12 protein-coding genes and 1 pseudogene are annotated in these 22,012 nt (G+C 59.5%); 7 read left to right on the top strand and 6 right to left on the bottom strand.

Annotated features, from left to right (window positions below; all coding sequences use genetic code 11):
• Nucleotides 1-147: 147 nt before the first annotated feature.
• The gene (locus M1E02_RS12390; RefSeq protein WP_479374570.1) at nt 148-384 is read right to left on the bottom strand and encodes a hypothetical protein; all 237 of its coding nucleotides are present in this window, start codon (nt 382-384) and stop codon (nt 148-150) included.
• A gap of 1,562 nt (nt 385-1,946) precedes the next feature.
• On the opposite strand from M1E02_RS12390, the gene M1E02_RS12395 reads away from it, so the two are divergent.
• Entirely contained in the window at nt 1,947-3,677 is a 1,731-nt protein-coding gene (locus M1E02_RS12395; protein ID WP_479374571.1) for a DUF6119 family protein, read from the top strand.
• Nucleotides 3,678-4,108: 431 nt separating this feature from the next.
• Nucleotides 4,109-5,008, top strand: coding sequence for a DUF4429 domain-containing protein (locus M1E02_RS12400; RefSeq protein WP_479374572.1), 900 nt, complete (start codon nt 4,109-4,111; stop codon nt 5,006-5,008).
• Between the two features lie 6 nt (nt 5,009-5,014).
• Here M1E02_RS12400 and M1E02_RS12405 read toward each other — a convergent pair whose 3' ends face one another.
• A complete protein-coding gene (locus M1E02_RS12405) occupies nt 5,015-5,473 on the bottom strand; it encodes a zinc-binding dehydrogenase (RefSeq protein WP_479374573.1) in 459 nt (152 codons plus the stop codon).
• Nucleotides 5,474-7,131: 1,658 nt separating this feature from the next.
• Between M1E02_RS12405 and M1E02_RS12410 the strand changes: the two genes are divergently transcribed.
• On the top strand, nt 7,132-11,124 hold the full coding sequence (locus tag M1E02_RS12410) for a hypothetical protein (RefSeq protein ID WP_479374574.1): 3,993 nt from the start codon (nt 7,132-7,134) through the stop codon (nt 11,122-11,124).
• A 438-nt stretch (nt 11,125-11,562) separates the two neighbouring features.
• Here the strand turns inward: M1E02_RS12410 and M1E02_RS12415 are convergent, their stop codons facing one another.
• The 4 genes and pseudogenes from M1E02_RS12415 to M1E02_RS12430 form a co-directional block, all read right to left on the bottom strand.
• Nucleotides 11,563-15,201, bottom strand: a complete 3,639-nt coding sequence (locus tag M1E02_RS12415; protein WP_479374575.1) for a hypothetical protein — start codon at nt 15,199-15,201, stop codon at nt 11,563-11,565.
• Nucleotides 15,202-16,076: 875 nt separating this feature from the next.
• The gene (locus M1E02_RS12420; RefSeq protein ID WP_479374576.1) at nt 16,077-17,117 is read right to left on the bottom strand and encodes an IS3 family transposase; all 1,041 of its coding nucleotides are present in this window, start codon (nt 17,115-17,117) and stop codon (nt 16,077-16,079) included.
• Nucleotides 17,081-17,527, bottom strand: coding sequence for a hypothetical protein (locus tag M1E02_RS12425; protein ID WP_479374577.1), 447 nt, complete (start codon nt 17,525-17,527; stop codon nt 17,081-17,083). Before M1E02_RS12425 ends, M1E02_RS12420 begins: the two co-directional genes overlap by 37 nt.
• Nucleotides 17,528-17,769: 242 nt before the next feature.
• Nucleotides 17,770-17,991: pseudogene (locus tag M1E02_RS12430) on the bottom strand (PDDEXK nuclease domain-containing protein); the annotation flags it as partial.
• A 45-nt stretch (nt 17,992-18,036) separates the two neighbouring features.
• Between M1E02_RS12430 and M1E02_RS12435 the strand changes: the two are divergent.
• The 4 genes from M1E02_RS12435 to M1E02_RS12450 all read left to right on the top strand — a co-directional run bounded on the left by M1E02_RS12435 (nt 18,037) and on the right by M1E02_RS12450 (nt 21,904).
• Nucleotides 18,037-18,678, top strand: a complete 642-nt coding sequence (locus M1E02_RS12435) for a GntR family transcriptional regulator (protein ID WP_479374578.1) — start codon at nt 18,037-18,039, stop codon at nt 18,676-18,678.
• A 129-nt stretch (nt 18,679-18,807) separates the two neighbouring features.
• A complete protein-coding gene (locus tag M1E02_RS12440; RefSeq protein WP_479374579.1) occupies nt 18,808-19,680 on the top strand; it encodes a fumarylacetoacetate hydrolase family protein in 873 nt (290 codons plus the stop codon).
• Nucleotides 19,677-20,588 carry an alpha/beta fold hydrolase gene (locus M1E02_RS12445; protein WP_479374580.1) on the top strand — a complete coding sequence of 304 codons (912 nt, stop codon included), beginning with the start codon at nt 19,677-19,679 and terminating at the stop codon, nt 20,586-20,588. The genes M1E02_RS12440 and M1E02_RS12445 overlap by 4 nt, the downstream gene beginning before the upstream one ends.
• A gap of 44 nt (nt 20,589-20,632) precedes the next feature.
• Complete coding sequence (locus M1E02_RS12450; protein ID WP_479374581.1) at nt 20,633-21,904, top strand: metal-dependent hydrolase family protein; 1,272 nt, start codon at nt 20,633-20,635, stop codon at nt 21,902-21,904.
• The last annotated feature ends 108 nt before the right edge of the window (nt 21,905-22,012 follow it).

Genomic DNA, 22,012 nt, shown 5'->3' on the forward strand with positions numbered 1-22,012 from the left:
AGGTACGAAGACATCATTCTGCTCGAGGAGAACCCGACCATCGGTTCCTGTCCCATCAAGGAGATCGCGACGAGACTGGTTCGAGCGGCTCGCTCCCGTGGGCGATCGCGGCAAGGAGGATCGGGCGGAGGCAAATCGTCGTCGGCGTCACCGGGATCCGGCAACGCCGTCGCCCAGGAGATGGGCCTGCTCGATCGCAAAGTAGGGAAGGTTCTTCGGGTGCAACCAGGAGGTCGACCGGGCCGAACCCACCTCCGCCGCAGAGAGCGTTGACGTCTCGGATCTTCCGACTCGGGCACGGACGGCTACTCCCTCAAACAGCGGTCCCGTAACGAAGCAACGGCCCCCGTCATCTCCGACTGAACTTTTCTCGGCGGTAGTCATGTCTCTAGCCCACGTGCCCTCAATGAATGCGGCTAGGGCTAGGAGCGAGCAAGCCAACCGTGACCAAGTGCTCAAAACAGACTTAAGTGTGGACAGTGTCCACACCCACCTTGGCGGAAAACCCAGCACCGGCCGCTCCCTAACGTCTGGGAGAAGCCGGTCAAAGAAGATTCCGTGCCGAAGTCGGCGACGTCATGTTGTACCGGCCACCCTCGGATCATGAACAGGTGTTGGCCACCCACGACCAACCCGACAGAACCGGAACGAGGAACCGCATAGCCCCAGTACGCAGCAGGCGGAGGGCCCACCAGCCAGGGACTTGAACCCCCACCCCACAAACGTGAATAGGCCACCGCGGCGGCCAGGCCAAAGCCCGCGCACTAGCGTCAGAGGGAACGCCACCACAAGCTTTGTACACACGTTAAAGCAAAGATCCCCTCTGACGAGGGGATCTGCTGTGCCCGAGGTGGGACTCGAACCGCATTCCAGCCCCTGTAAACACTGGGAACTCCAGAAAACATACCGAAACCGAGCCAGTCCGGCCGATGTACGACCCAGTCCGAAGCGAAAAGTGTGGACATTGTCCACACTTCTTTTTTGCCCAGTTGCTACATCCATTTCGACTGCCGCAGCCCTCCGGAGGCGCGGCAGGTTTCATGCCGGCCCCATGCAGTTTGAGATGGGCATCACCTAGCGCACAGACCTGCGCTAGATCGTTGACGAGATCAGTCGCTGTCGCTGCCAGATGGAGGTGGCGCGGAACGAGCGAGGACTCGCAGGGCACGATGGCGGTGGTTTCACCTCTCACACGCATTCATGACCGGAAACCTGGGAAATGGCATGACCAGAGTCCAGCCGGCAGGTAAATCAATGAGGAGATTGCTTCATGACTGCTGCTTGTCGTTCTGATGATCCATCATCGCTGGGCGGGCCCTCTGCGCAACCAGGGCGCTCCACCGCGCCGGCCCCGATCAAAAACTTCGCTCTGCGCTCCTCCGTCGCTTATTTCATCACGAACTTTTTGAATCGCACCCGATCCCCCAAGTTGCACTCCGGCCCCTCATGCCCAGCGGCTGGTCCCCTATCAGAACGACGCCCAAATCCAACGACCGCCAACAATTCCAAACGAGGTCGAAGAGCGCACCAGGACATATCGCCGGTTATCGGCGCTTCAAAATGGGCGGGGGAGCCGTCGAAATGATGTGCCGAGAACCTGTTGACTTTTCCTGTCCCGCTTTAATACAACGCATAATGGCCCCCCAACTCGCCGCGGTTGCCGAGGTTGTTAGGAGGGCGAATCTGAGCTCAATGATGTCGTCGTTGGTCCCCGCAGATAGGCAGAGAATCTCGTCTACGCCAGTCGAACTGTCAAGGGGCGCCGATAGGAATCGTCGCGCGTACCCTTGCTTCTGGGTTCGGTTGTCGGGGCGCTCCAAGTGGCGCCGTTGAACATTACGCAGTCGAGTAGGCAGGTGTTCGAATCCGCCCAGTCAGGTCCATACTTGGGGAATACATCGACTTGATAGGGAAATGGCTTTCAAGCCATGTGAAAGGACCAGCCCGTGGCTTCAAAAGCAGGTATAACTCCACCGATCTACAAAATCGATGCAGATGCCGCGATTGAAGTCGTGGGGGCGACCGCAGATGTGAAAGACCTGCCAGCCAAGATTATTGGCCTGTACAACAAGCAAAAGGCGCAAGAAGTTTATGCCAAGCAGGGCGATGCTGACGTCGATGGTTGCAGTCTAATGTTGTACCGGAACGTGAAAACCCGTCCCAGCACCAGTAGCTGGGTCAGCTTCTTCCAAGGCTCCGGCATCAAGCTCGAAGACATTCAGAATCAAATGCAGCACCTGGTTTGCTTTGTTGTGGTGGACGACGAGCTGTATGCCTACACCGCAGGTCAGTCGTCGGTGTGCTTTGAGCGCTTCATTGACATTTCCTTTCCCATTGAAGTTGGGCGAAGGGTTGCGAAAGCAGAGTTGAAGGGTGCCAAGTCCAGTCAAATAACGGGTACCACTCTCGCCAGTGATGTTCATTTCCGCGATCCTCGGCGTATTACTTATCTGGAGTCGCTAGATAATGTCTGGACCGCTCTTAGTGGACAGCTGAAGGACTCAGTACTCGGCGAGAAAACGCTTAAGGACATATACGGGACCAAGTCGAAAATCCGCCTCGACGTCACAAGTGCCATCAGATTGGGACCTCGCATCGAGTCACCTGAGAAGCTTATAGAGCTGATCCGATGGATGGCGTCCAAAGCTGAAGAGAAATTACCCCAGGATGACGCGTGGGCGGGACTGGATGCTATTAAGGTCTTGAACCCGCGAAAACGAAAGGATCTTATCGAGAAGCTTAAAAAGGATCTCGCCAACCGAATCTTTATTAGGAAGGACTGGACCAACATCTCGGTTGCCCATATTGATGCTTCTCTCTATGACAACGCCACGTCCTACAGTGTCTCGCAAGGCGAGAAGAGTCTCTATGAATCAGATTCAGCGCCTGATCTGTCCGACATCGTAAATAGTATGACGGTCGACTCCGGGAACCTACTCGACAACTTCTCGTCAGTAGTCATACATACGGAAAATTCCGATTATTTCAACGGCGTCTGGACCAGCGGTCCGCTAATGAATCATCTGCACGGCGAGATACGTCACGGCGGAAAGACTTACTTTCTTCTCGCGGGCAAGTGGTACGAAGTAGATGCTACTTATATTGATCAAATCACTAAGGACTTCCTAGCAACGCTTTCTGCGCTGGATCTAGGCGCTTCAACAGTTGGTTTGAAAGACTGGCAGAACGCTGACTCCGAGGGAACGTACAATATGGGTGCGTTTGCGAGTTCCATCAATGGTGACAGGGTGCTCACTGACAACATAGAGCTCTTTGATGGCCTCATCTCTGACGGCTCAACGACGTACATCGTGCACGTGAAGCGAAACTTCGACGTAAAGGTTCGAGACGTGCGCTCTCAGGTCATCAACTCTGCACAGATTATTGAAAATGACCTACGCGTTGGAACCAGAGACAAGCTCAAGAGCCATTATGCACGCCTCGTAGAGTGGAATCGAACTGATATTTCTGAGGACGATTTCCTGAAGCTGTTCGAAAACCCGCGCATATATGTCATGGCCTATGGAAGCAAAATAAAGGTAAGTGGAAACACAATCAAGAAGTTCAGTTCCAGCATTGCGCGGATGGAAGTTGTCTCGCTGAATAACCAGTTTCGGCAGATCAGCAGCGCCGAGTCGCAAGCTAAGCTCGGAATTTCCTGGATCAAAATCGTCTAGGTAGCCCGCGAAGGACGTGGACGACGCGGAGTGAAGCTGTTCTCCGAATATGCCGCCTTCGCGGAAGGCCGCAGGCACTCCCCCTATTCTGCGCGGCGAGGTCCTCAGTGGGCCTGCCCACTCTTCCCCAGGGGTCGACCTCATCGCACCATTGGACGACGGCAGTACCTACCATAGGCGCGGCTCCGCCCTCGTCTAGCCGTTCAGCCATGGTCGGGAAGGCCTGCGTAGGCGCAACGTTCCAGCTCGGCGGCGGACTGCCTTCCACCTCCTTAAGCATCAAAGTAGCTCAGCAGGTCCCCCGTGGCTTTGGACATCACATATCGTCCGTACATCTGTCCATTCTGCCCCAGCCCCGGGCCCAGTCAGGATCCCCCGACGCTGTACTCTGACGTGGGCACATTCGCACAAAGGAACCGGGGATCCGACTTATGGAATTGAAAAGTATTGAAGGCAGCGCCACCCTTGATGACGAGAATGTCGTCCTGACCTTCGACGGCAAGCTCGCCCAGACCGTGAAGAGGGCAGTCAGCCCGCGCATTATTCCGCTGCAGCACGTCCGTGAAGTGGACTTCGTTGCCCCCACCGTCTTGAGCTCCGGTCACCTGCGGATCATCATGCGGGACGGCCAGGAGCGGGCAAGCGTGATGTTTGATACCTTCGCGGTTCAGTTGGGCGGAGGGCGGCGACTCAAAGAAGCCAAAGAGTTTGCAGCCAAGCTACAGGCCGCCGTGGATGCGGTGGAGTACGAAGAGCCTGAACCTTCCACTGAGGTCCTGACCGTCCCTACCCCCTTCAAAGACCTTATCAAGGCCAGTCAGGAGGCCAGCGATGTCTACGCCGACTTCAAGAAGAGCAATGCGACTTTCCGTGGAATGATCCTCGCCGGCCGAACCCTGAGTAAGGGAAGGAAGACCTGGCCTGCCAGTGAATGCGAGGTCGTCATCGACACCGGTGCGAACGTCAGCTCACGGGTGACGGCAACCCGTGTGGCGGCCGGCGCCCTGCTTGCCGGAACAGCCGGCGCCCTGATCGGTTCCATCGCCAAGAAGGACCGTAGCGCCGTCTACATGACCATCATCACTCCCGATGACATGATCCTCGAAAAGGTCTCCGGCCTCGACGAAGTGAAGGCCCGCGAATTTGCCACGAAAGTCAAACGCGCCGGGATGCTGCAGGAACGGGAAGTGGCCGCTGACCTGGCCAGCCTGGCCGCGGCTTCGGCGCCAGCACCGCCGCCGGGAGTTCCTGCCGGCTGGTACCCGCGCGGAGACGTCCAGGAGTATTGGGACGGCAACGCCTGGACCGGCCACACCGCCCCCTTGGGCTGATCAGTCTCATCCAGCCATTACTACCCGGGCAGGGCGCCAAGAGATTCTTCGAGAAACCTGTGGCGACCATGACGGCAGCTGACGAATTGAAGCAGGGAAGGGGCGGGAAGAAGGGGCAAGCCAATAGGGAATTCTCATTCCGGTAGCAAGGGAAAGGGACCCATTCGCTGCAGGGTTGCATGTCGATGGTGGTGGCCGTGTCTCCGCCGCATCCCCCATTTTGCCGAGCAGCCGCGGAACGCCACGTTTGATCCTCCCCCAGGCTCGCGTGGGGTTCGTCCTTACTTCGTCGAAGGCGACGTCGAAACCGCCGCGACGGCCGGTCCGTTCGCGGCAACGCTCAACGATGCCGTCGTTGGGGTGCAGTGCGGTCGCGCCCAGTTTTTCGGCCTGGGCGCGCCGGTATGGGTTGGGGTCGGCGGCGATGACGTGGGAGGCGCCCATGAGCAGGGCCAGGTTGACCACGACCAGGCCGACCGGTCCTGCGCCGCTGACTAGCGCCAGCTTTCGCCTGAAGAAGGACCGTCAGGGCGTTAAAACCTGATGGCAGCTACCGTGCCTTCCGGCTTCGCAAGGCAACGCCAGCAAGAGCTGCGCCCTCGCGTCTCTCAGAATCTCAGGGAAAATGACGCGACTCACGGTACTAAATTGGCTCGGGTGCTGATGGCCGGGGCACAAAATCAGCAACTGTGCTTCGATGCCGGCAAGGAAGGCTACGCCGGTCGGTGCACGCAAACTTTCCGTCGGCCGCCGTAGCGTCGCCAACTGTGGTAACGGCCCTCCGATTACCCCCTTCTCCGGACAGCACCCGAAGCTCCACGGCATGTCCAGTAATTCTGGACATAAGGGTTTAGGCTTGGAAGATGGCAACTGCTACGGAAACCCTTAAAGCCACCCTCAGCGATGTCGAGTACCGAACTCTTGTACTGCTGGCGGGAAGCATGAATCCGCGCTCTGGGCGCGCAATTGCAGCTGAACTGAAGGTCTCTCCTACAACGGCAAACGGGGCCCTGGCGAAGTTGTCGGACGCTGGCTTCGCCAGCTCGAAGAAGTCGGGGCGGGCAATTCTGTGGCAACTTACAGTCTCTAACCCTCTGATCAGCGCATGGCTGGAAGAGGTAGCACCTGCAGAGAACCCGCCTTCGCAAGCAAGCGGGTCAAGTCCATACTCGACCGGAGGTGGAGGTGTTCGTCTGGAGCACTCGTACGCCGCCTGTCTGATCGCGAGCTTCCTAGGCGGTGACTCCGTACAGGAGCTCGGCGATGCGGTATCGGTGAACTCTATTCGGCTCCAGGCCAGCGACCTCAGCGAGGTAGATGATCTTCTACTAGAGGGCAGCGACGCTCGCGGACGAACACACCGAGCGTCTATTGCGGTGCGCAGGAATCCAACATTGACTGACAGCGACACCGCATCGGTCCCATTGCTCCGCGATTTCCTGACGGTGGTGACGGAGCACTGGCCGGAGGTATCGTCGGGGGTATGGCACCTCGTCCTCGCAGTATCGACCAGCGCCAACGCGATCACCCAACTCGCCGAACTGGCAGAGCTTGCCCGGTCCCTTCCAAATGGCGAAGAGCTGGCACAGCGTTTGACGCAGTCCGGCAGAACTAATGCCGGGGTTCGTGGCCGATACACCCACATCCAGGGACTCGTACGGCAAGCGGCAACCGGCCTTCCCACTGCTCGCGGGCTAAGTAGTGAAGAGCTGACTTGGCGGCTTCTCTCAACTCTGAGGACACGAAGCTTGCGCCTTGAGAGAACGGACCGAGAAGACCGGACTGCAGCGGTAAACGCGCTGCAGCGAATGCTCAACGGCGGCACCCCAGCGATGGCGGACGCTCTATTTTCGCGCATAGAAGAACTTGTTGGGCAATGGGCGCCGCAAGCAGCAGTGCTCACGCAGTCAGAGATTCGCCGGAGCTTGAGCAACTATCCACTTCTGGGCTCTGCCCGTTATACCAGCACCTGGGCAGCATTCGACAGGTTCGGCGTGCAGCTGCGTGAATCGATTCGCCCGGCACTGCGGTCTGGAACCCAAGAACTTGAGTTGAATCGTACCGAGGAACGAACTCGACTCCTAGACCAGATGCGGACGGCAGGAACTTCTGGAGGATCCGTAATGGTTACAGGGGACCCTGATGTCGGGAAATCCGCATTGTCGTTGAGGGCAGCTGAAGCCATCCAGCGAGAAGGTGGGGCAGTCACCTCCCTCAGTCTGCGCGACCTCCCTCTGAGCGTGTCTGAGCTCGAAAGTCAGCTGGGTGGGCACTCGTTGGACGAGGTGATGGGAGCCGGACCGGTGCGACCGATAAGGCTTCTTCTCATCGATGGCGCAGAAACTGTTCTTGAAGGCAAGGCCCAGGTGTTCCGCGCGGTCGCCGCATCAGCTTTGCGGGCGGGCGTCGGGGTGGTGGCGGTGACGCGAACGGACGGGTCACGCCAGGTTCTGGATGAGCTGGCCCGCGCTTGTGAGCTTGCGGGACTGCGAAGTGCCCCAGCGGAACATGTTGTGAGGCCGCTGACCGCCTCGGAATGTGAAGAACTTCCGGCCACTTTCTTGCCCTTGGCGCGACTGGCCAGCGATCCACGTGCGAAGTGGCTGCTTGGGCGCCCCGGCCTCGTCGACGCGCTGCTACGCACAGGTGTTGATCTCGATCCTGGCGAGCTACTCTGCGAGGCGGACGTGTTCTCGACCGTTTGGCGAAACCTCATCCGCCACAATGAGGTGCATGTCGTGGGCTCCGCATCACCCGACGACCGGGAACAGGCTGCTCTGCGCGTCGCCCGGCAAACGCTGGGCGTCCCTGCCGACTCGCCGCATGGTCTTGGCCCTGCTGAACTCCGCTCCGTTGGTGTCCTTCGCATGCCGAATAACCCTGCATTTGCACCCGGAGATGAGTTCACCACCGATCTGTTCCGTGACTTCGCTCTTTGCCGGCTCTTCATAACGAACGGCTGGGATCTGCTTGCTGCAGCAGGGGCGCCTCGCTGGTCGATCCGGTCGGCTCGCCTCGGATGCCAGACCGCGCTCCTCAACGGGAACCGGTTGGCAAGCTGGACTGCTCTTACAGCTCAATTCCGCAACATTGCGAAAGAGCAAGGCAAACGCTGGCTGGAGATCCCCTACGAAGCTCTCCTCACGCTCGGAGACGCGGAGGCTGCCGTGCGCGAACTGTGGGAGATACTCACCGCGGAAAGCTATGCTCCCCTGTTGACTCTTCTCCGTCTGGCCGAGGCCAGGTATGTGAGCGGAACCATTGGGGATCCATTTGCACTCGCTCCTCTCCTGAAGGTCGTTTTCGCTGAACGACCGCAGCTTGGACGTAGGCAAGGGCTTGGGAATCGAGACCTACATGAAGTCATCCGTGAACTCGTCCTGGCCTGGCTACGCGGAATGGCAACTTCAAACCAAGGCCAGAATCAACTCCGCCAAGAGGTCCGAGATGTCATCCTAGCGGGCGATCCCCCGCTGTACGACGAGTTCACAATCGAGGCGCTGGCAACGCTGGGGTCGGATCTGGACGACCGGGCGGAGGCTTGGCTCCGCACGGTCGCAAAAGAACGGCCGGGCAGTCTCAACCCAGCTGTGGAGTCGATCGTTGTAGCCGTGAGCATGTCGCAGGCAAAGCCGAACCTGCTATTGGACCTGGCCGAAGCGTACTACATCGAACTACCCGATCCTGACGAACACTGGACTCATAGTCACCTCATGGATGACGGCATCCGAGATTACAGGCACGGGCTCAGCCCTGGATTCGGATCACCACAGGCGGCTTGGTACTACGGTCCCTTCTTCCGCTTGCTCAACGCCATTCCTGCAGAAGCCATTGGGCTTATCAACCGGATGCTGGACCACGCCGCGAAGTTCCGAGTCGGAGAACAACCTACGGATCAGATCGAGGGCAATCCCGAAGGCCTAGAGGGAGTGGAGCTCGATCTTCCCGAAACCGGCCGGCGACTCTTTGTTGGAGACAGCCATGTTTGGGCCTGGTATCGAGGAACCAGCGTCGGGCCCTACGCCTGCATGAGTGCGCTACTGGCGGTGGAACGCTTCGCCGACCACCTGCACGAGGACCTGAAACTGCCAGTCGAGACAATCCTTCGTCTGCTTCTTCGCGACTGCCACAACCTCGCCATTCCCGGATTAGTCGTCGGGTTCCTGACCCGGCACCCGGACGAGGCCAGAACGCTCCTTGACCCATTCCTAGCTTCCCCACCGGTTTGGCACCTGGAGACTGCACGCGTGACTGGTGATTACGGTTTCCGAGTCCGAGACGCAGATGCCGACAAGCTAACCGGGACAGACCGACGAAGGTACACGTTCCACGAGACCGTAGGCTCGATGGTAGTCAACGCCCGACTCGCGGGCGACAACGAGCGACTCGATCAGTTGCGGGCCATCGGCACCAAACTCCTCGAGAACGCAAGAGCCGAACAACGAGAGGCACCCCGCGACGGGGACGACATCGCCGTGATCGAAAGCTGGGCAGAAGAGTTCCGCATCGAGAACTATAGCGCCAGCGAAAGCGGCGACCAGATCCTGATTCAGTTCGAACGGCCCGAACGACTCGAGCAGGTCCTTGCTCCCCGAACTGCTGAACTTCAAATAACGAACACCCTCTACAGTCTCCAGAACCGGTATGCGCATCACAACGACGCCCCTGAGAACTGGCCCGTCGAAAACATCCATGAGGACCTCAAGACAGCCCGAGAAATTGATGAGGGCAGCGAGACGCCGGAGGGCATACTGTGGCCCGAGAACGCTCTTGTCGCTGTCGCCGCCGCGGCCGTGCGCGCCCATGCCTTAGGGCTCGAGCCGCTGAAGCCATCTGATCTTGCGTGGGCGACGGACGCCGTGATGTGGGCCGCGGAGAATCCACAGGTCGACCGCATGAGTTTCAGCGGAACGATGTTCTCGATGGGAGCAGATCGAGCAGCTGCCGCATCGGCTCCTCTTCTCCTGCTTGAACGGTTCGACGAAATGAGCCTTGACCAAGAGCGAGTCCAGAGGTGTCTGAGGTCGCTCGCGACGAGCATGTTCGATGAAGTACGTGCAACCTTCGTCAAGGGATGCGCCCCAGTGTGGGACGCTCAATGTGATATCGACCAAGCCACGGGGCGATGCCGGCGCCATCAGCCGGTCTGGGAAGCAGCGGTCACGGGGTTGACAAACTCGCTGCTGGGTCCATGGGACCAGCAGACTCAACGGCGGCGACCCGGTTCGCTCTTGACCCCCTTCCACGAGACATTGCCGGAGGTCCCTGCTGAGAGTTTGCTCGTCAACCACCTTCGAATGCCACTTGCATGCATGGTGGATGCCCGAAACGTTGCGTGCATCCACAGCGCGGTCCAAGACCTCTGGGCCCCTCTCTGGGACGCCCATCGAAGAGGGCTCGCTCACTGGTGGAAGGAGGGTTACGACCACCATTCGCATATCACTCATGAGCCGATCGCTCGGCGGATGATCGAAGTCGTGCTGGGCGGCGACCGCGGACCAATCAGATCCCACATTGAATGGTTCGCCGCTGACTCGAACGCGCTACATCTGCTCTTCGGTGGATTCGCGACCGTGTTTACATACGACGAAGCTCTACGACAATCCATGCCACGCTTCTGGCCGTGGGCCATGGAGATCGCGTTGGACGTCATCGGCGACGGCAGTCACCTTCGTTCACAACGTCACTGGTTCGACTACGTGACTGCGGCTTTGCTCCCCACCCCGAGCCCGAGGTCATGGGACTCAAACATCGACGGAACCCTGGCTAGTTGCCGGCAGAACTGGCTGCAGCCCGAGGCGCTCGGCCCCCTCGCAGACCGTTGGTTAGTTCTCGCGCGTCATGAACCGAAGGCTCTCGACGCGATAGTCAAATTTGCCAAGGGTACGCCGCGTACATGGCAGACAACTGTGGCGCTGACGTGGATCGAAACGATCATTGACGGCCGTTTCGATCTGTTCGCTAACCATCTCTGGCTTCTTGAGGAGTGGTTGATAGAACTTCGCCGCGCTGGCCTGATCATCGGCGAGGTAAAGAGCCACTACCACCGGATCGTTGATGGACTGGCGGCCGCCGGCGATCGCGCTGCCGTCAGACTTCAGCAGCTGGACGAGTAGACCTATGAAGATCCCGTCCGGCATTCTCTTGCCAGCGGGCCGAATCACGAACCGCGAAGCGCCGATAGGTGGTGATGTGATTCTGGTCAGGAACGAGGACGTTTGGTGTGCGCAGATGCGGTGAGCAAGAGCGGGGCACACAGGTCGAAGCAGAAGATGGCCATCCCGCCGACGCATCAATGCCTGACCCTAATCGGACGCGTGATGGAAAGCCAAGAACCGTTAGATATCCCGGCGTTCGATAGCCGCCCTGTATCACCCCGCCCCCTGACCGGAGAGCGTTAGCGTGTATGTACCCGAGAGCTGATGACGCGACTCGCTCGGCGCGGGCGTCTTCGGGATGCACCGCGCCCGACTCAGGATCTTACGATTGAGGCCCGCGATAGCCCTCAGAAGCACGTGGAATGAAGGGAGCCTACGCGTATTCCTCTACGACAATCAGAGACGTAAGTATTCCTCAAGGGTCAGCACCGGAAATTTCTCGTTCACGAAACCGACCGGAGCCACCCTACGGGTCACGAAAACCGTGGAGAGGCAATACGCAGATCCTTCCACCAACGGATCCAACCCAAGTTTGACAGCGACTTGGTCTATGAACGGCTTCAGTTCGGCTTCCTTCCGTGCCAGTTGAGTCGAGTAAGACGGCTTGGTTTTGCCTCTTGAGTTCGTGGAATCCCGGAAGAAGGTTCGCAACTGCCGGGCGGTTTCGGCTACGGCGTGTACGGAGGCGGGATCCTTCGCTTCAATGAGCCAGATCGTATTTTCCCCGGGCTTCGCGGCGACCAGGTCGACCTCGGTCGTGAGCGTTGGGACCCCGAGCCGTCTGTGATCTCCTGCTTTTACACGCGCAATAGTTCTGAAGCCGAGACTCTTCAACTCAATCTCGAGCGTTTTTTCAAAGTGTCTGTTACGTAGGTCCCGGATACGTTCGAGGGCTTTTCCTACCTCCGGCGGGATTCCGCCTGTCCATGGCAAGACGCCTTGGGACAGGTGGTTGTTGTAGACGCTGAGACTTGTCATCAAGAATTGCGGGGCTATTAGGAGATTGCCAAGGTCGGATCGGACGATGGGCTGAACCAGAAGTCGGTGGCGCCTGGTTCTGGTCTGCCACGGTTCCCAGTCAGAATTTTGGAGCTGTTCCGAGGTGCTGACTAAGAGCTTTAGCGCCCGACTGTATCGTTCCCGTCGGGCAGCGGTGGTGTCGTTGGCCTCCGTGCAGATCCAGTCAATAACCGCACTCTCGGAAGCTGTTCCGACGCTACTGCCTTGTGAAAAAGAATCCCATCGGACGAGGGCGCCTAGAACGTGGAAGATGTCCTCCACGCTTGCGCCTTCTGCTTGGAGCATGGCTTGATTGAGTTCGACCATGGTTAGCAGAGATTCTGTTACCGGTGATTTCCGTAGATTGAGACTGGCGCCGGCTGAAGCCTTCTCCATGGCATCGACGTTAAGCACCCAGGAGCCTGGTGTCGGCTGTTCGTCCTGTTCGAATTTGATTTCGTACGCGTGGGTGATTTCGATGGTGAAAGGGGCGACCCTATGATGCAGGCGCTCACTGATTGTGGTCATGGTCCGATATGCATTCGCTGCTGCGAGAAGTCCGCTCCATCTCCGGCTCGTTATCGGAAGGGGCGGGCCATCAGCGCCGGTGCTGCGCAACGCTGCCTCGACGATGATTTCGTTGCACTGTCGGAGCATTAGCGTGTTGCCCATGGCTTCTGCCATTCGTTCTTGAGGATCCCATGTGACGTTTAGGTGGGCGGCTACCCTGCTGAGGTCCTCTCGCTGGCGGGTGCCGTGGTCCATGACTCGGTTGAGCTGCTCCAGTCCGGCCTTAAGTATCGCTTGTTTAGCGTGCGCGCGAATGCGCTCAGTGAGCGCGGCCAGGGCAAGAGGTGCGAGGTGTTGCTGCACGAGTTTATTGGCGTCGTGGCCCCGGTATGTCCCAGGTTCGACGTCACTGGCAGCTAATTTTCGGGCTGATGCCGCGATCGTGGCTGATTCGTCTGCGGGGTCTAGACTCCATACCGCAGGTAGGTGGTGGAGAGTGGTTCTCGACCTAGCAGTTTCCAGGATCAAGAACGGCTTGTTCGAAAGCCAGTCCTCCCGGAGGTCTGCGATTACGTCACTTTGTAGGTTAAGTGAACCGAGCAAGCCTACGAAGGCGTTCGCTGTTACTCGGTTCGCCGCCCACGGATCACCGTCAGCCGATTCGACGAATTTTTTGACATCTATTCCCCATCGAAAAATCCGTTCACCGCTTATGCTTTCGTCATCAAGGGGGCTGGACTTCATGATTGATCGATCAGGATCGACAGGTAAGTCAGATTTGATTGCTTGAAGTACAAGCCGATAGCCGGCCGTTTCCGAGTGAGAATGCGCTTGTTCCCATTTCTCCCGGATAGCGTCAAAGGCAAATACTAGGCCGCCGCAGAAGTCGAAAAGGAATTCATAGTGCTCCGGTGGGCTCCAAGATGGAATTGACCTGGTGATTGCTACTGGGGGATTTGTTAGCGCCAGCGACCAACCCATCACGGGAGGTGCCTGGTGGCGGCCGGTCAGGGGGTCGTAGCGTCCAGCCTGCTGCTGAATTGCCATTGTGGCCACACCCGGCGTAGTCATTTCGGCCACCTGTGTATCCCTTAGAGGTGGAAGGCCGGTGGCATGCAGTGCTTCCTCAAGTGCGGAGAGCTCATAGGCGCGTTCCCATTCCGCGTCGCCGGCATGGGCCTCAAAGTAAAAGAAGGAGGGGGCGATGCCCCCGGCGAAGAAAGACTTACCGTTAGCCCGCCATGGTTCCCAGTAGTTGATAGCTTCCCACCCGAAATTCTCTGGAAAGTTTGGGTCGCTTAGGTCGCGGGCAAAGAGATAAAGGTCATCTTCGTCTGTTGCCGTTTCGGCGATCCACGTCAGGTCTTCTAACGCCAGCGTCGCCGTGCCTTTTCTCTGGGGTACGGCGAGATGGCCGGCGGCAGCAAAGATCACGAGAGGGACTATTTCAGTGTCTGCTGGGAGCGAGAGCTCTCCCCCACCGGCGAGTGCGACGACAACGGGCTCGCCACTGCGCGAGACTCTCTTCGCAACCCTGTCGCATTCAAATGAATGAGTTTGTGGGGAGAGGTCTTCTATCTGCACCATGGAAACAGCAATTGCAGTATTCGTATTCACTGGCAGGATCCATTGGATCTCTTGTCCAGTCAACGGAGCGGTTCCTGCCAGTTTTGGCGCCCCCTCATACAACGACTTGGAGAACCTCCAGAGCGCCTTCCGCGCAGCATCTAGACTCGAGGCACGCAGAGCACGACGTGCTTCGGGATTTCGATTGACAGTCCCAACCAATTCGGACACTGCAGCCCCCACAATCTCCGGAACGTAAGCGGGAGGCAACCACCGGTCAAGTAGCCCCGGTGTTCTGTACCTCAAGCACCAACCAAACGGGCTGTTCGGACTTGAAGGATCAAAGTTCGCGTTATCCGATGATGTGGTCATCCACTCGAGAGCTGCAGCATCTCTTTCCTTGAGCTCAAACGTCCTCAAGGGGTCTCGAGAAATCAGGGCTTTAGCCGCTTCCACCTCCTCAACAGGAAGAACAATCTCGTCCCGCAACTCTAGGTTTGGAGCAGGTTTGAATGAAGACGAGAGTCCGTTGGTCGCAGTGTGCGCCCAGTTATAGGCCACTCGGATGACATTCTCGAGACCAAACCCATGCTTCCTCATGAGAAATGGGTCAAGGGCCTCTGCTAAACGCAGTGCACGAGACAGATCAGCGATAGGGCGCTCCGTGGCTCCAGGTAGCGAATGCCGCAGATCATCGCCGACCCGAACGAATAGTGATTCAGACGGGTCCTTGGGAATGAAATCCTCTTGAACACCATCGATTCCTGAAGCCTCTGCTGCCTGATTGACGATATCTTCAACCGATGGAAGCGGGGTAGACAGGGTGGTATGCGCGATGGAGCGGGCTCGGAGGGCGGCCGCGAGGGCGCTACCAATAGAAACAGAGCGGTGGCGCGCCGATGGCGACGATGCTGCTGCGAATAAAAGCCACCACAATTCGTCTGCGTTGAAACTACTCATTGAGCGGGCCAGAGGATCTAGCCGATCCATGCTGGTCCGTCGCTGTTTTCTTGGCTTTCCAGCTTTATTTCGCCCCATAGAGAACATTCAAGCCGATGGAGACCTCGATGCTTGTCAACGGGTCGGGTGTCCGTGTGTTGCGGTAATCCCGAGCGTAGACCATGGGGCCGGAAGACAATGCATCTGCCTAAAGTTCTCTACTTCGGTCGGGAATCTCCACGTCCTCCTCCTTGAACACATCCCGGCCCGACACATGCCGCCAGATAACGTGGTCAGTCTTCTGGCTTCGGTAGGGTACTCTGCGACCTGCCTGATCAGGTCTGTCGCCTCGGAAGTGCTCAGTTCCCGATCCCCCAGCTCCGCATGCTCCTTGATAAACCTCATCACCATGCGATCAGGCTTTACCGACTTGAAAACAGATTTAAGTGTGGACAATGTCCACACCCCCTTTGGCAGGACAAACCGAGAAGATGCAGCTCACCCTGACGTCCAGGAGGGGATTTCCAGCAAGTCTCGTACAAAAGTTGGCGACGTCATGTTGTGCCCGCAACCCCGAACCATGAACAAGTGTTGGCCACCCACGACCAACCCGACAGAACCGACAGGAGGAACTACGCAACCCCACCACAGCAGGCGGAGGGCCAACCAGCCATGGACCTGAACCCGCCACCCACACAGCTGAACAGGCCACGCGGCGGCCAGGCCACAGTTCGCGCACCTAGCGTCAGAGGGACGCCACTGCAAGCTTTGTACACACGTTAAAGCAAAAATCCCCTCTGACGAGGGGATCTGCTGTGCCCGAGGTGGGACTCGAACCGCATTCCAGCCCTTGCAAACACAGGGAACTCCCGAAAACATACCGAATCCGGTATATATCAAGCTGTTTGTGACAGCTGGTTGGTTTTGTAGTTGATGCCGGCGTCGGCCGGGGCGTCTGGTGCGGTGGGTTTGTTGCGGTAGCGATGAGGATTCCGGGCGTGGCAGGCGTTGAGTGTTGTCTGGCGGCGTCGGCGTGCCTGCTCGACTCGTCCTTCGTGGACGGTGTCGGGCGTGTAGTAGTTCAAGCCGCTGTGGCGGTGGCTGGCGTTGTAGTCAGCGAAGAATGCCGTCATGTATTCGCGGGCTTGCTGGAGGTCGCGGAATCGGCGGGGAAAGTCCAGGTCGTATTTCACTGTCTTGAACAGGGATTCTGAGTAGGGGTTGTCGTCGGAGACCCGCGGGCGGGAGTAGGACAGTGTGATGCCCAGGGATTGGGCAAGCTGGAGGGTGCTGCCGGCCCGCATGGGTGCGCCGTTGTCGGAGTGGAGTACGGAAGGGTGCTGCTGGTTTTCGGTGACCGCGACATTGATTAGGGCGGCTGCGAGGGCAGCCGTTTCGGTATGTTCGACGCGGTGGCCGACGACTTTGCGGGAGAACACGTCCAGGATCGTGTATAGCCGGTAGGTGTGTTTACCCGGTCCGTGGAGCATAGTGATGTCCCAGCTCCAGAGCTGGTTCGGGGCGGTCGCATGCAGAATGGGTTTGGCTCTTTTAGGGCCGGTTCCCATGCGCTGTTCGCGGCGGTCACCATTCTGCCCGTTCCGGGCCACGATGCGGTGGGCGGCGGCGATGGAGAAGAAGCAGTGCCCCGCATCGAGCATCCGGTAGTAGGCCTGAGTGACGGAGAGGTTGGCGTATTCCCTGGAGTTCAGCAGCCCCATGAAGGCGTCGGCTTCGGCGCCGGTGATCCGGTTCGGGTAGTCGCGGTCGGCATGTGGCACCATGATTCCCGGTGGCGTGGATGGGCTCAGACGCCGGTACCAGGCCGTGCGGTGAACACCCACCAAGGCGCAGGCCTTCACCGCGGACCAGCCGGCCGTGATCAGTTTCCCGGCAAAGGTCAGGGCGATGTTTTTCCAGGTTTTGGCGTCAGCCACTCCGGCCGGCCCGGCTCCGGCTCCTCCACTTTTGGATCCGTCGCGGCCGCGCTCTTGGCCATCGCGTCCAAGAGCGCGGAAGCTTTTCCCAAAATGTCCACGGCAGCCTCGGACCGCGCCAGCTTGGCCTTGAGGATTTCGTTTTCCTTCAGGACCCGTTTGAGCATCTGTTTATCGCCCACGTTCAATCGCTGATCCTCCTCTAGATTGTCGGATCTGGACCTCAGCTGCCCGGACTCCCGCTCGCGGCACCAACGGTTCATAGTGCCCTCGGTGATCCCCGCTGTCCTGATAAAAGCGGCTTTAGAGCCCCACTCGAGGCATTTATCGTACTCATCCAGAATCGCGTGTTTCTGATCGGTAGTGAAGTGCTTCCGATTCGAAACACGGACAGGCATAACGAAATCCATGATGGACCTTTCCCCCGCTCTGAGCACCAACTCCGGGTAACAGGGAACCTGTCACACAACAGCCTGACACACAGGGAATCCGGCCCAGTCCGGCACCAGTACGACCCGATCCGAAGGCAAAAGTGTGGACATTGTCCACACTCTCTTCTTGACAGATTCCAGCTTTGTTGTCCCTCGTTGGGTAGAGCCTGCTGTTTCTCTGCAGGAAGTTTGTCGTAGGTGTAGGAGGCAACGGCCATTGGGGAGGTTGCCGGGCCGAGACTGTAGAGAACGGTGTGGTCGTTCCTGCTTCCGCAGATCAGGATGCCAACAGTTTCGGCGTGGGACTCGCGGCGGAGCCTGTCATCAACCAAGGCGACATAAGAATTGAGTTTGCCGACATATTCAGGTTGGAACCTGCCGGTCTTGAGCTCGATGACGTTTAACTGCACAAAGCGGACTGGGCAGCACGACGCTCCGACCACCCACGGATTATCGAGTATCCATAATCCGTGTGGAAGACTGGGAACATGGCGGGGTCAGTAGTGTTTGAGAACGAGAGCCTCTCGGAAAAGGTCAAACGGACAATTGTGGACCGGGTCGTTGACGGCACCTACCCTCCCGGGATGCGACTCGTGGAACTCCAGCTCGCCAAGGAGTTCGGCGTCAGCCAGGCCCCAGTCCGCGAAGCGCTGCGGGAACTCTCCTCCACCCGGTTGGTTGAAAACATCCCCCGCCGCGGAACCTTCGTTCGGTCGGCTTCCCAGGACGACCTCGCGGAGGTCTACTTTGTCCGCCTCGCATTGGAGGGGACTGCTGCTGCGGCTGCTTATCCCACTTTGCATGCTGACCCTTCGCCGCTGAGGGAGGCTCTGGCGGGCATGCGCGAGGCCGCGGCTGCGAACGATGCCCATGGCATCGCCAAATACAGTACGGACTTCCACCGGGCTGTTGTGGTCGCCACGGGAAACCGGCTCATGCTTGAGATCTGGGATTCCCTCTACGTTGAGGCACGGACTATGGCGACAGTCGTGCGCGGCCACGTTGACCTGCACGTTGCGGCTGAAGCCCACGTCCCAATCCTTGAAGCCTTCGAGAGCGGCACACCAGACCTCTGCACGAAGCTCGTCATCGAGCACCAGCACGAGTACTCCATCCTCCCCCAGGAATAGCCTCTCCCTCCTGTAGGGCAGGCGCGGCCAGCGCGTCATCCAAGAATTATCGATAATCGCTTGTGATCCGAGTCACTCCCGGATATAGTCGCAGTAGCAATTATCGATAATCGATCAAGGGAGATCATCTTGAAACTCGTCACTTTCCGCCACCAGGGAACCGAGCAGACCGGCGTCCTCGGCGCCGATGCCTCGACCGTGACCGCGGTGCACGGCGCGCGGGATCTGCTGTCTCTAATCGACAACTGGGACGAGGTCGCCGCTCAAGTCGCTTCCGCGACCGGGCCGGCGGTCAGCGTCGCAGAGGTGGAACTCCTCGCCCCGATCCCGCTCCCCCGGCGCAACCTCTTCTGTGTGGGACGAAACTACGTCGAACACGCCAAGGAATTCGCGAACTCCGGGTACGACGCCACGGCCAGCGCCACCCCCCAGCCGGAGTATCCGGTCGTGTTCACCAAGGCCCCCTCCACCGTTATTGGCACTGGCGCCGAGATCGACCCGCACACCGGCGTCACCAACGAACTCGACTACGAAGCCGAGCTCGGGGTCATCATCGGCACTGGCGGCCGCGGGATCCGCAAGGCCGAGGCGCTTGACCACGTCTGGGGCTACACGATCATCAATGACGTCACCGCCCGCGATCTTCAGAAGGACCACAAGCAGTGGTTCCTCGGTAAGAGCCTGGACACTCACGCACCGATGGGCCCTTGGGCCGTCACCCGGGACGAGGTCGGCGACGGGCCGCTGGACCTGCTCTGCACGGTCAACGGCGAAACCCGGCAGAAGGCCACCACGGCCGACCTGATCTTCGACATCCCTACGATCATCGAAACCATCAGTGCCGGCATCACGCTCCAGCCCGGCGACATCATCGCCACCGGCACCCCCGTCGGCGTCGGCATCGGCTTTACCCCGCCCCGGTTCCTGACCACGGGAGACGTCGTCGAGATCAGCATCAGCAAGCTCGGCACCCTGACGAACCGGATCGGAGAAGGACGATGAGCACGGCAACCATGGCCGCCGGCCTGACAGCCGTCGGCACGAAGCAGCTCTTCGTCGAAACCACCGGCACCGGGCCCGATGTCGTCCTTGTCCACGGACTGGGCGGAACCACCAGCTTCTTCGAACCCCTCGTCGCCTCGCTGGCCGAACGGTTCCGGGTTACCCGCTATGATTTCAGCGGACACGGACGCTCACCCCGGGCCGGGGAACTGAACCTGGATTCCCTGACCGCAGAACTGGCCCTGGTCATCGAATCCCAGACTGACTCCGGACGGGCGCACCTCGTCGGACACTCGATGGGAACCCTCATCGTCCAGCAGCTGGCATCGACGCGCCCGGACCTGGTCCAGGATGTCGTCCTGCTCGGCCCGGTACGCGAGCAGGCCCAGGCCGCGAAGGACGCCACCCGAGCACGCGCCGTCCTCGTCAGAGAACAGGGCATGGCCGCCGTAGCCGACGCTGTCGCCAAAGCCGGCACCGCCGACTACGCGGCGAACGGGAACCCGCTCGTCCGGCCCTTCGTCCGCGAGCTGCTCCTCGGCCAGGACCCGGAAGCGTACGCCCAGGCCTGCGAAGCTCTCGCATCCGCGACCAATCCGGACCTGGCCGCGATCCGGTCCAAGGTCCTGCTCCTCACCGGCAGTGAGGACAAAGTCAGCACCCCTGCCTCCAACGAGGACATGGCCGCAGAGCTGGGTACCGCCGAACTCTTGGTCGCACCGGGAACCGGCCACTGGACCGTCTCCGAGGCGCCGGACTTCGTCACCGCCGCCGTCCTCGACTTTCTCACCGGAGCCACGCTCACACCGGAAACAAAGAAGAAGACTTGCGCCTGCAGCAACGCCGGCCCCGGCTGCCAGTCACGCCGCCAGCAGACCGTCACCATGCAAATCCGTAAAGCCCCTTAATAACAGCCTCACTATCTCCATCTCAAGATAAGGACAACGAAGTCATGTCGAAAACCCTCTTCACCAACGTCAACATTCTCGACAGCACTGGAGCCCAGCCCTTCCTGGGCGAAGTGCTGATCGCCGATGAGCGCATCACCGACGTCCGCGCCGGATCCGGGAACCTGCCCCGCGAGGACGTCAAGGTCATTGATGGCCGCGGCCAGACCCTGATGTCGGGTTTGTGCGACGCACACACCCACTTCACTTGGAACGACGGGGACCTCAACGGCCTGGAAACCATGCAGGTCGAAGAACACCTGCTCCACACCGTGCAGTCCGCCAAAACCTATATCGACTACGGCTACACCATGTGTTTCGGCGCCGCCAGCGCCAAGAAGCGCCTCGACGTCGTGGTCCGCAACGCCATCAACGCCGGCGACATCCCCGGCCCCCGCTACCTGGCCAACGGCCAGGAAATCGCCACCACCGCCGGCGATCTCGTCCCAGGCATTACCCAGATCGCCGATGGCGTCGAGGAAATGCGCAAGGTCGTCCGCGAAACCATCGGCCTGGGCGTGGACCAGATCAAGCTCAGCATCTCCGGCGAAGAAATCACCGGCTCCAAAGCAGCCACCGACACCTACATCACCGAAGAAGAACTCCAAGTCGCCGTCGACGAAGCACACCGCCGCCACGTCCGCGTCTGCACCCACGCCCGCAGCCGCGACTCCGTCATCATCTCCCTGAAGACCGGTGTGGACATGATCTACCACGCCTCCTACATCGACGACGAAGGCATGGACATGCTCGAAGCCGCCAAAGACCGCGTCTTCGTCGCCCCGGCCATCAACTGGATCGTCGCAACCCTCAACGACGCCGCCGCCTTCGGCTACTCTCACGAAGCCGCCGAAAAAGCCGGCTACGCCCGCGAACTCGAAATCGCCTGCAAAGCCATCCAGGAAATGCGCCGCCGCGGCATCCGCGTCCTCCCCGGCGGAGACTACGGCTTCGCCTGGACACCCCGCGGCACCTACGCCCGCGACTTGGACCACTTCGTCAAGCTCTTCGGCTACACCGAAATGGAAGCCATCATCGCCGCCACCGCCCTCGGCGGGGAACTCTTCCAAAAGCCCAACGAACTCGGCAAGGTCCTGCCCGGCTTCTACGCCGACCTGATCCTGGTCGACGGCAACCCGCTCGAAGACATCACCGTCCTCCAGGACATCACCAAGATCACCGCCGTGATGAAAAACGGCGAATTCCACCGCGAACCGGCCGAACACAGCCCCGCAACTCCGGAAACCGCACCCGACCTCGCGCTGACCCACCTCTAACCAGCCCCTACGGCCCCGGCTTTTGCCCGGGGCCGTACTCAAACTCACTCCGGCCCGGGTCGCCCATTGGGCGACGCTCCGAACGCCGCAGTACCTGCACGGTTCCCA

This window comes from Arthrobacter sp. Z5-13, from assembly GCF_056499105.1.

Coding starts and splice junctions, on each gene's coding strand:
- M1E02_RS12445 (WP_479374580.1), top strand. CDS start 19,677: ATGAGCACGGCAACCATGGCCGCCGGCCTGACAGCCGTCGGCACGAAG.
- M1E02_RS12435 (WP_479374578.1), top strand. CDS start 18,037: ATGGCGGGGTCAGTAGTGTTTGAGAACGAGAGCCTCTCGGAAAAGGTC.
- M1E02_RS12450 (WP_479374581.1), top strand. CDS start 20,633: ATGTCGAAAACCCTCTTCACCAACGTCAACATTCTCGACAGCACTGGA.
- M1E02_RS12425 (WP_479374577.1), bottom strand. CDS start 17,527: ATGGATTTCGTTATGCCTGTCCGTGTTTCGAATCGGAAGCACTTCACT.
- M1E02_RS12390 (WP_479374570.1), bottom strand. CDS start 384: ATGACTACCGCCGAGAAAAGTTCAGTCGGAGATGACGGGGGCCGTTGC.
- M1E02_RS12415 (WP_479374575.1), bottom strand. CDS start 15,201: ATGAGTAGTTTCAACGCAGACGAATTGTGGTGGCTTTTATTCGCAGCA.
- M1E02_RS12400 (WP_479374572.1), top strand. CDS start 4,109: ATGGAATTGAAAAGTATTGAAGGCAGCGCCACCCTTGATGACGAGAAT.
- M1E02_RS12410 (WP_479374574.1), top strand. CDS start 7,132: ATGGTTACAGGGGACCCTGATGTCGGGAAATCCGCATTGTCGTTGAGG.